The sequence below is a fragment of the Bacteroidales bacterium genome, assembly GCA_029210725.1.
GTDB lineage: Bacteria > Bacteroidota > Bacteroidia > Bacteroidales.
Genome location: JARGFM010000035.1, coordinates 24,901 through 34,962 on the forward strand (window position 1 = coordinate 24,901; position 10,062 = coordinate 34,962).

At 52.6% G+C, this 10,062-nt stretch carries 10 protein-coding genes; 2 read left to right on the forward strand and 8 right to left on the reverse strand.

All coding sequences use genetic code 11. The features are described from left to right. Window positions 1-58: 58 nt before the first annotated feature. The 7 genes from bamA to udk form a co-directional block, all read right to left on the reverse strand. Window positions 59-2,590 (reverse strand): outer membrane protein assembly factor BamA, encoded by a 2,532-nt coding sequence (gene bamA / locus P1P86_14685; GenBank protein ID MDF1576431.1) that lies wholly within the window; start codon window positions 2,588-2,590, stop codon window positions 59-61. A 22-nt stretch (window positions 2,591-2,612) separates the two neighbouring features. Then, window positions 2,613-3,368, reverse strand: a complete 756-nt coding sequence (locus P1P86_14690; protein ID MDF1576432.1) for an isoprenyl transferase — start codon at window positions 3,366-3,368, stop codon at window positions 2,613-2,615. A 104-nt stretch (window positions 3,369-3,472) separates the two neighbouring features. Continuing rightward, window positions 3,473-4,318, reverse strand: coding sequence for a DUF6089 family protein (locus tag P1P86_14695; protein MDF1576433.1), 846 nt, complete (start codon window positions 4,316-4,318; stop codon window positions 3,473-3,475). Then, window positions 4,227-4,994, reverse strand: coding sequence for a hypothetical protein (locus P1P86_14700; GenBank protein MDF1576434.1), 768 nt, complete (start codon window positions 4,992-4,994; stop codon window positions 4,227-4,229). The genes P1P86_14695 and P1P86_14700 overlap by 92 nt, the downstream gene beginning before the upstream one ends. 43 nt (window positions 4,995-5,037) lie before the next feature. Beyond that, window positions 5,038-5,916, reverse strand: coding sequence for an NAD kinase (locus P1P86_14705; GenBank protein ID MDF1576435.1), 879 nt, complete (start codon window positions 5,914-5,916; stop codon window positions 5,038-5,040). Between the two features lie 2 nt (window positions 5,917-5,918). Then, window positions 5,919-6,584, reverse strand: coding sequence for a CBS domain-containing protein (locus P1P86_14710; protein ID MDF1576436.1), 666 nt, complete (start codon window positions 6,582-6,584; stop codon window positions 5,919-5,921). Between the two features lie 112 nt (window positions 6,585-6,696). Further along, a complete protein-coding gene (gene udk, locus P1P86_14715; GenBank protein ID MDF1576437.1) occupies window positions 6,697-7,314 on the reverse strand; it encodes a uridine kinase in 618 nt (205 codons plus the stop codon). A 114-nt stretch (window positions 7,315-7,428) separates the two neighbouring features. Here udk and P1P86_14720 point away from each other — a divergent pair, with 114 nt between their 5' ends. Then, complete coding sequence (locus tag P1P86_14720; GenBank protein ID MDF1576438.1) at window positions 7,429-8,406, forward strand: mannose-6-phosphate isomerase; 978 nt, start codon at window positions 7,429-7,431, stop codon at window positions 8,404-8,406. 37 nt (window positions 8,407-8,443) lie between these two features. Next, window positions 8,444-9,046 (forward strand): ribosome biogenesis GTP-binding protein YihA/YsxC, encoded by a 603-nt coding sequence (yihA, locus tag P1P86_14725; GenBank protein MDF1576439.1) that lies wholly within the window; start codon window positions 8,444-8,446, stop codon window positions 9,044-9,046. Window positions 9,047-9,076: 30 nt separating this feature from the next. Here the strand turns inward: yihA and P1P86_14730 are convergent. Then, the coding region (locus P1P86_14730) for an alpha/beta fold hydrolase (GenBank protein MDF1576440.1) at window positions 9,077-10,062 on the reverse strand (986 nt) is incomplete at its 5' end.

Below are 10,062 nucleotides of genomic sequence, written 5' to 3' on the forward strand. Positions count from 1 at the left end.
ATCTTTTATTTTAAGTATGCTCCTCAAACACCGTACCAAAATAATAAAGCGCTGTGAATTAGAACTGCTGACCCATGGTAAAATGGAACTGGGAACCACTGATACCATCGCTGTTGGGATATTCGTCGAATCCCCAGCCCCAGTCGATCCCCAGCAGTCCGAACATGGGCAGGAAGGCTCTGACACCCACCCCGGCTGCACGCTTGGCGCTGAAGGGATTAAACTGATCGATGCTGTACCAGGCATTTCCCCCTTCCAGGAAGCCCAGCACAAAAATGGTGGCCGAGGGGTTCAGCGATACCGGGTAGCGCAGCTCCAGGGTGTACTTGGTGTAGACGTTCCCCGATTTGTTCCCGTTCTCATCCACCGGGGTCAGGCTCCGGTTGGGATATCCGCGCTGGGCGATGACCTCCCTGCCGTAGAGGTTGTAACCCGAAAGCCCGTCGCCGCCCAGGTCGAAGCCTTCAAAGGGAGAGGGCCCGATATCGTCGTTGTAGTGTCCCAGGTAGCCATACTGCATCCGGGCCATCAGCACCAGGTCGCCCATCAGGGCATGGTACCAGTCGGCCTTGAACATCCAGCGATGGTACTCCACCCACTTGTACTTTTCATCGTCCGGGATATTGAGATAGTCGCGATCCGGGTTAAGGAGCGAATAGGGCGGCGTGATCTGCAGGCTCAGGCTCAGGTTGGATCCGCTCCTGGGATAAATGATCTGGTCCTGGGAACTCCGCCCCAGGGTAGTGGTAAAACTGAAGTTATTAAAATGGCCGTTGTTCACCAGGAACAGTCCGGGGTAGTCCTTCACCTTATATCGCTGGTAAGAGAAAGCGTTATAGAGAGTAAAGTAGTCGTCGGGCCAGGAGAGCCGCCTTCCCAGTCCGATGGAAGCCCCGATCACCGAGTAATACTCATCCTTGAGATCATCCTTGCTGCCTCCATAGTAAAAGGGGTAGGGGTTCCGGTTCATCTTGGAAAAATACCCCGATACCGAGAAAGAGTTGGGCTTCCTGCCCCCGAACCAGGGCTCCACAAAGGAGAAGTTATAAGACTGGTAGACCTGGCCGTTGGTCTGGGCCCTCACCGAAAAGGTCTGACCGTCTCCCGAGGGGATGGGCCTCCAGGCCTTGCGGTCGAACAACCTGCTGGCTGCAAAGTTGGAGAAACGGATCCCCACGGTACCCACCAGCATGCCGCCCCCGTAACCACCCGAAACCTCCAGCTGGTCGGTGGCGCGCTCCACCAGTTTATACTCGATATCCACCGTACCATCGGCCTGGTTGGGAATCGGATTGGGTTCGATTTGTTCCGGGTCGAAATGCCCCAGGTTGGCCAGCTCCCTCACCGTACGGATGAGCTGCTGCTTACTGAACTTATCGCCCGGCAGGGTACGCAGCTCACGGCGCACCACATGTTCGTTGGTCCGGTCGTTCCCGGAGATAATCACATTGTTGATCAGGGCGATTTCTCCCTCGTAAATACGCATCTCAAAGTCGATGGTATCATCCTCCACACTAACCTCCACCGGGGTCAGCTGGAAAAAGAGGTAGCCGTTATCGAGATAGACTCCGTTGACGGCATCTTCATCGATAAAGAGGCGCTCGTCCAGAACGGTCTGATCAAAGATATCCCCCTTCTCGATTCCCAGATACGCATCCAGCAGTTCCGAAGGGTACTTGGTGTTCCCCACCCAGGTGATATCCCCGAAGTAGTATTTATTTCCCTCTTCCAGATTGATATAAAGATCAAGGCGCTTATCCTTCCCTTCCGTAAAGGACACCGAATCGGACAGGACCTTGGCATCCCGGTATCCGTTCTCGTTGTAGAAAGCCACCAGGTTCTTCTTGTCCTCCTTAAAAGCCTCCGAAACCAGTTTGGATGCCTTAAAAATGTTGATGTTCACCTTCTTGGTATCCTTCATCTTTCGCCGCAGCACCGACTGCTTGAAGGCCGTGGCCCCGTTAAAATAGATCTCATCGATCTTCACGCGGTCCATTTTATCTACCTCAATCTCCATCTCCACCATGTTCACCCGGAGGGTATCGTCCTGCAGGTTGATCCTTACCTCCGTATTCAGGAATCCCTTCTCAACGAAATGCTCCCGGATAATCCGTTTGGTATTATCCAGAATATCGTCGGTCACCTGCTGCCCCCTTTTCAGATTGATCTTCTCCAGCAAATCCTGGCTCTCCGATTTCCCCACACCGACAATATCCAGGGTCGACATCCTGGAACGCTCGGTGAGATAGATATCGAGCCACACACTGTCGTTGCGGATCTGACTGGCCGAGATCATGGCATCGGAGAAAAGCCCCTGGTTCCAGAACTTTTTCAGGACATCGGTCACCTGGTCGCCCGGAAGAGTAATGGTGTTGCCCACTTTCAGTCCCGAGAGACTGACCAGCACCTCCTTCTGGATAAATTCTATGCCGCTGACCGTTACATCTGCAATGACATACTTTTTGGGATTTTCGTAGTCCATGACCCGGAGCGTATCGTGCCCGGCCTGCTGCTGGGCCACTGCCTGCTGTGCCACAAGACCTGTAAAGAAGATCAGGAGCGCCGTAAAAAGAAAAGTCCGTTGTCTCATTCCTGCAATAATATTCCTTCTGTTAATCGTTTTGTAAAGCTCTGGACCTTCCACTCAGCTTACCGAATCGTCGCTCCCGTCGTTGAAAATCGATAATGGCTTCGTAGAAATGCTCCTTGCGGTAATCGGGCCACAATACGGGTGTAAAGTAGAGTTCCGTATACGCAAGTTGCCAGAGCAGAAAATTGCTGATCCTCCTCTCTCCGCTGGTTCTGATAAGCAGTTCGGGGTCGGGCATGAACGATGTAGCCAGATAAGATTCCAGTAAAGCAGAATCGACCTGGTCCGGATTAAGTTGCCCGGAAGCTACATCGGCCACCATTGTTTTTACCGCATTGGTGATTTCCCAACGACCGCTGTAACTCAGCGCCAGGACCAGGGTCAGCCCCGTGTTATCCGAAAGAAAACTCACTGCTTGATTCAGTTGTTTATGTACGCTTTTGGGAAGATCAGACACGTTTCCAATCACTAGCAGGCGGACATTATTCTCGTTTAGCTTATTGGTTTCATTGGTAATGGAACGGGTAAGAAGAGCCATCAGACCATCGATCTCGGTACGGGGCCGGTTCCAGTTCTCGGTCGAAAAGGCATACAGAGTCAGATACTCAATCCCCAGCTCCCCTGCAGCCTCGACCACCTGACGCACCGACTCCACCCCGTTCCGGTGGCCGAAGATACGCTCCACGCCCTTCTTCTCTGCCCAGCGGCCGTTGCCATCCATAATAACGGCCACATGCCTGGGAAGGCTGTTACGCTCTATTTGCTCCTTCAAATTCATGTTCTCCTGGTCCCCTAATTCTTTTTCCCTACATTCCTTTTGAGCATCACCGGACCCTTATCGGTTCCCGAACTCACTCGAGCCCCCGGTCCCTTTCCGGTCCGCTACCCCTTTATTTTCAGGGGGTGATCACTGGAAAATCTGAACCAGTTATCGTTCTTGTTCCTCTTGCTGTTAATGTTAATCCTGTAGGTCTTCTCCTGGTATGTAGGACACTCGTTCAAATAATTAAAAATCTTATAAGTGAGGAAAATCCCGGTAAACATATACCAGTCGTTGTTCCCCACCGGGGTCTGCACCGCTTCTCCGCCCGGGTTTGCCACCCCGTCGAGCAGGTCGGTAAAGGTGGTTCTCATGCTCACCTCCACCCCTCCGCTTAGCCTTTTCCCCAGGTTCGCCTTCACTCCTCCCCCGAAGGGCAGATACAGGTGCGATTTCGACTCGCCCGACAAATTCAGACCATAGCCCAGACCTGCTGTCACATAAGGTGAATAATTCGTTTTCTTGCTGGCCGTTTTATAGGGCCACCAGTTGAATTCGAAATCAAGGCCCAAATCTACAAAACTTGAGTGGAATTCCGCCTCTGTTCCCCCTAAAATCTCACCTGACCCGGCCAGATGATAAAAAACAGCATGGGCCCGAAGGGAGTTGCGCAGGTTGAAGTTATGGCGGTAGATGGGCCCAAAGGCCGGGGGAGAAAAGAGGGGCTGAGGGATATAAGGAGCCAGATCGCCCATATACCAGGGCACTGCGGTCATAAGTCCAATATCGCTCTTACGCTGCCCGGAAGCAGGCGAAGAAAAAACTATAAGTGAAATGATTACCAGCAGGTGCGCCCCGCCAAACCGCAAAAATCTTCTACCTGTAAAGTTTCTGAAGGATGGGCCTTCCGTTCTTATCGTTCCTGATTTTATATATGGCTTTAACACTGGCTGTATAATATGAATCATTGTATTCGGACCATTCGGAAGCGTATCCGTCGATCTGGTCCGAAAGAGAGAAACTGTAGCCCAGCTCAAAGCCCATGCTCCAGCGGGGGTCAATTTCGAACTTCACACCTGCTCCCACGGGGAAAACGAGGGAGTAAACTGCATTATTGTTGTAGCCGGGATTGTTTACAGGCTCTTCCCCGTCGTTATTCAGATCCTTGACATACGATTTGGACAAAATGCCGGAAGCCCCTCCATACATGTATAAGAACAAGCGGTTATAGGCATTCACCATGCCCCTGCGGTTATAGATGCCCGGTGCAAACACATTTTCCCGGGTGCCCATGATATAATACTCGCCCCGGAACCCGTGTACCAGGGCGTGACTGGTAAATGAATAGTAGCGCCCGTGACTGCTGCCGGGTTCATCTTTCCCCCCGTACATGTAGTAACCCAGGTCCATGGAAACGGCCATTTTATTGGTGATCATAAAACGGGGATTAAGGCCGAAGCTGGGCCGGAATCCGTTAATCATATTGGCAAGGGGCTGGTTGGCCAGGCCAATATCTCCGTGGAAGGCGACCCCTGCCACGTACATATCCAGCTCATAGCGCCGCAGCTTCCAGCGCTGACCAAAGCTATCCACAGATGTAAAAAGCAGAAGCGCGATAATGGGGATCCATAGTTTGTTCTTCATGGCCAGGGAATTCGGGATACAAGCATAAAATTAATAAATATTTTTAATTACGCTTATCTGCCCCCCACATTAACTTATTCCGCAGGGTGCTGTAGAAGCTGATATTCTCGATCCGGATCATCTTCAGAGAGTATTCCGCTTTGCGGATCAGAACAGTGGCATCCACATCCAGATCGATGGTATGGGAGTCTATCGCCAGCTGGAACTGGGGATCGCGGGTATGAACCGACAGTTGCAATACAGCCGAGTCGGGCAACACCAGGGGACGAACAGTCAGGTTATGGGGCGCAATGGGGGAAAGCACAAAAGTATTGGATTCGGGAACCACGATGGGCCCCCCCACACTCAGGTTATAAGCGGTTGATCCGGTGGGCGTCGACAAAAGAAGACCGTCGGCCCAGTAGGAACTTAAAAATTCGTCGTTTATTTTCACATGGATGGTAATCAGCGATCCGGAGGTCTTGTAGATCCTGACCTCGTTCAGGGCCACCGACCTGTGTTTCAGATCCACTCCGGGCACCTCGACCCGGAGGAGCATCCGCTCCTCGATATCAAAACTCCCGCTGAAGACACTTTCCAGCGATTCCTCCATATTTTCCTGGGAGATGTATGAGAGAAAGCCCAGTCGTCCGATATTGACCCCCAGTACCGGGGTCCCGCTGTCACGAACCAGGTTCACCGTTTCCAGGAAGGTCCCATCGCCACCCAGTGAAAAGAGAAAATCAAGCCCTTCGGGCAGATCCTGATGACAGGTAAAGAGCCCGGCCACCCTGGGCCGGAGACCGGTCTTTTTCTGAAGAAACTCAAAGAGGGGTTCGTAGACCCATACATCTACATTGAGCATCAGGAACTTGCTGAATATCGTGGCAATATTCTCACGCGCATAGGAAGGAAAGGTCCTTCCAAAAACAGCAACCTTCATGGTCAGATATTGAGGTATTTCAACAGGACATCAAACCGCTCCTGGTAAAATTCATCCAGGTCCTCGCTGTCCAGATGAGACGAAACTACCATATAATTATAGCGGTCCAGGGTCTCCAGAATGGAAGCCAGATCGGTCAGGTTGACCTTCAGGGTCACCCTCAGACGGGAATTGTCGTCGGAGGTGGCCACGTAGAGGCTCAGGATCCGGCCATTATTGCTCTCCACGATCTGTGAGATCTCGCTCAGGGAATAGTCGTGGGGATTCATCTCCAGCTCGATGATCCCGCCCGGCTGCTGCATGGCCGACAGGCGGGCAAATTTCCGCGTCAGATCTTCCTGGGTAATGACCCCCAGGTAATGCTTTTCCCTGTTCAGCACCGGCACCAGGGTCAGCTCCATGCGCGACATAAGTTCGATCACTTCGTAGATATGCTGCTCCTCCCTCACATAAGGTTTCTGGAGCGAGAGACTGTGATTGCCCACCGCTTCGTCGGGATCGTTCAGATCATATATATCGGCATCGGAAATCAGTCCCAGAAAATCCCGTTGATTCACAATGGGCAAATGCTTCACCCGGAACACCTCCATCCAGGAGAGTGCACTGGTCCCTGTGTCCGATGTTTTCAGGGCCGTTACCACATCCGATATGAGTTCTCGAGCAAGCATAAGGCAGTAAACTTACAGGTTTAACGAATATAATACAAATAATGTTCCACTTTAGGAATCAGGCTGGCCGGGCACCCTGATTCCCGGGCACCTGAAATCCTGCTTTTCCTTCTCAAAGGGCGGATTTTAGTTTATGCTGGATGGTATTGAGCAGAACAGAAATGGCCACCTCGTTCCTCCCTCCCTGTGGCACAATCACATCGGCCACGCGTTTCGAAGGTTCAATAAACTGCAGATGCATGGGCTTGACCGTCTTCTCATAGCGCTCGAGCACCTGCTGCACGCTCCGCCCCCGCTCCTCCATATCCCGGTGAATCACCCGGCCCAGCCGGTCATCGGCATCGGCATCCACAAAGACCTTCAGATCGATGGCCTCCACCAGCGGCATATGGGTGTAAATCAGGATTCCCTCTACGATCACTACCTCGCGTGGCTCAATGGTAAGAGTATCTTCCGAGCGGGTACAGGTCAGATAACTGTAACGTGGCTGCTCCACGCTTTTGCCCTTCTTCAGCTGACGGATATGCTTCACCAGCAGGTCAAACTCCAGCGAATTGGGATGGTCAAAATTGATTTTCTGTCGCTCCTCCATGGGGAGGTGACCGCTGTCTTTATAATAAGAGTCCTGGGGAACCAGGGCCACCTGGCTGGGCGGGATCTTCTCCAGGATTTTATTAACCACGGTGGTTTTACCCGAGCCCGTACCGCCTGCAATGCCAATGATAAACATAAATGTCTGTTAGAGTGGTCAGAATGTCAGCATGTTAGAAAGCTAAGAATAATAACACCCCTAACTTACTAACTTTCTGATTAAATTTGCACAGCAATCAAGCAGAATACCATCATGGAACCAGGCTTATACCCGCTTAAATTTATACCCATCCTGAAAGATAAAGTCTGGGGAGGTTCCAGGCTCCGCGATGTACTGGGTAAAAACGCGTCGGACCAGGCCGGTGAGAGCTGGGAAATCTCAGGAGTGAAAGGCGATCTTTCCATCGTACAGAACGGATTCCTGGCCGGGAACAACCTGCAGGAGCTGGCCGAGGTCTATATGGGCGACCTGCTTGGCGATACGATATTCGAACGCTTCGGGGCGGAATTCCCCCTGCTGATAAAATTTATCGATGCGGCCGATTTCCTGAGTGTGCAGGTACACCCCGATGATGAGCTGGCCCGGAAACGGCACGACTCCTATGGAAAAACAGAGATGTGGTATATCCTGGAGTCCAGCGAGGGACAACTGATAGCCGGGTTCAACCGCGAAATGGACCGGGAGCAGTACCTGAAACACCTGAAGGAGGGCAGCCTGAAAGAAATCCTGAATATCGAAAAGGTGAAAGCGGGAGATATATACTATATGCCGGCAGGACGTATTCATGCCATTGGCCCCGGGGTCCTGCTGGCCGAGATCCAGCAGAGTTCCGATGTGACCTACCGGATCTATGACTGGGACCGGACCGACGAGCAGGGGCAGAGCCGGGAACTCCACACCGGCCTGGCCCTGGACGCCATCGATTTTGGGTTTCACCCCTCCTGTAAAACCGATTACCGTCCCCTGGAGAACAGCACCGTCACAGCGCTTGATTCCCCCTTCTTCACCGCCGGGGTGATCCTGCTGGACCGTCCGGTGGAGAAGGACTTCAACCTGATCGACTCCTTTGTTATCTATCTCTGCCTGGAGGGGAGCGCAGGGATCACCTACGGGAAAGGAGAGGTCGAACTGCTGAAAAAAGGAGAGAGCATCCTGATCCCGGCCGAACTGAAAAACCTGGCCATCGTACCCACTGAAGCCACCACCCTGTTGGAGGTGTATATGAAATAGAGGCCCAAATCTGTTCTCACCCAAAAACGGTACACCCATGAAGATTAACAAAGCAGAATTTATATCCAGCAGTCCGAATGTGGACCTGTGCCCCAAGGAGCAAATCCCGGAATATGCCTTTATCGGGCGGTCCAATGTGGGCAAATCCTCCCTGATCAATATGCTGGTGGAACGGAAGAAGCTGGCCAAGACCTCCTCGACTCCCGGAAAAACCAGGCTGATCAATCATTTCAAGATCAACGATCAGTGGTACCTGGCCGACCTGCCCGGTTATGGCTATGCCAAGGTCTCCAAAAAGGAACGGGAGAGTTTTGCCCGGATTATCGAGCAATATGCCACGCAGCGCACCAACCTGGTCTGCTTCTTTGTGCTTATAGATGCCCGCATCCCTCCCCAGCAGATCGATCTGGACTTTATGGAATGGCTGGGCGACAGCGAGCTCCCCTTTGTGATCGTGCTTACCAAGGTGGATAAGATCAACCAGACCGGGAAATCAAAAAACCTGGATTTGCTGAAAGAGGAGCTGGCCCGGCAGTGGGAGGAATTGCCCCTGATCTTCGAAACCAGCGCAGTAAAAGGAAGCGGGAAAGAGGAAGTGATGGGCTTTATCCACGATACCAACCAAAGATTGGGAGTCTGACATCCCTTGCCTGCCGGTGGGAAGGCTCCTTTAAATATCCAGAAAGTAACGGAGTGTCTTGACCAGGAGTGCCGGCTTTTCGGCATGCACCCAGTGGCCTGCTCCCGGAATGGTAACTACCTCTGCGGTGGGAAAAATATCCCGGATGAGCTGGTGGTCGGTGACCCGTATATACTCCGAATCTCCCCCGGATATAAAGAGTGCCGGGAAGCCGGTGATCCCGCCCCGGGCCGCAATGGCCTCCTGGTCCATTCCTTCAAAGATCGCCTCCAGATTCCCGGAGATGGCCTCCAGGTTGATCTGCCAGCTGAATGCACCACCATTCTCCCTTCGCAGGTTCTTCAGCAAAAAACTGCGGATCCGCTCCGAACCAATGGAGCCGGCCAGAGCCTGATCGGCCTCCTCCCTCGACTGTATCCTGGAAAGATCCAGACTCATCATGGCCTCAATCATATTGGAATGGTTGGCAGCAGTGCGTGAGGCCAGGGCCAGGTTCCGGTAGGATTTGGGGGCAATATCGACCGAGACCAGGGCCTGAACCCGCTGGGGCCACGCCTCTGCAAAACTCATCACGGTCTTTCCTCCCATGGAGTGTCCGATCAGCACCGCCTTCCGGATCTCAAGCCGGTCCAAAAACTCCCGAAGGTCCTCCCGCATGGCGGGATAATCGTGTACGGGAGAGTGAGGAGAGTGCCCGTGGTTCCGCTGGTCCACCACAAAAACCTCGAATCGGTCCGAAAGGTCCCGGGCAATGGAAACCCAGTTATCGGACGAGCCGTAAAGTCCGTGTACAATCACCAGCGGCGGGGCCGGCTCTCCATATTTTCTGTAAAAAAGTTCCATGTGGCTGCGTCTCTGAATGGGTTTTCTCTGAATGGCTTGCTCTGAATGGCTTGCTATGAATGGCTTGCTCTGAATGGCTTGCTCTGAATGGCTTGCTCTGAATGGCTTGCTCTGAATGGCTTGTCTATGAATGGCTTGCTCTGAATGGCTTGTCTCTGAATGGGTTTTCTCTG

Bases quoted from the DNA above. Each gene is read 5' to 3' on its own strand.
- P1P86_14710 (MDF1576436.1), bottom strand. From the start codon at position 6,584: ATGCTTGCTCGAGAACTCATATCGGATGTGGTAACGGCCCTGAAAACA.
- P1P86_14705 (MDF1576435.1), bottom strand. From the start codon at position 5,916: ATGAAGGTTGCTGTTTTTGGAAGGACCTTTCCTTCCTATGCGCGTGAG.
- P1P86_14690 (MDF1576432.1), bottom strand. From the start codon at position 3,368: ATGAATTTGAAGGAGCAAATAGAGCGTAACAGCCTTCCCAGGCATGTG.
- P1P86_14695 (MDF1576433.1), bottom strand. From the start codon at position 4,318: ATGATTCATATTATACAGCCAGTGTTAAAGCCATATATAAAATCAGGA.
- bamA (MDF1576431.1), bottom strand. From the start codon at position 2,590: ATGAGACAACGGACTTTTCTTTTTACGGCGCTCCTGATCTTCTTTACA.
- udk (MDF1576437.1), bottom strand. From the start codon at position 7,314: ATGTTTATCATTGGCATTGCAGGCGGTACGGGCTCGGGTAAAACCACC.
- P1P86_14720 (MDF1576438.1), top strand. From the start codon at position 7,429: ATGGAACCAGGCTTATACCCGCTTAAATTTATACCCATCCTGAAAGAT.
- yihA (MDF1576439.1), top strand. From the start codon at position 8,444: ATGAAGATTAACAAAGCAGAATTTATATCCAGCAGTCCGAATGTGGAC.
- P1P86_14700 (MDF1576434.1), bottom strand. From the start codon at position 4,994: ATGAAGAACAAACTATGGATCCCCATTATCGCGCTTCTGCTTTTTACA.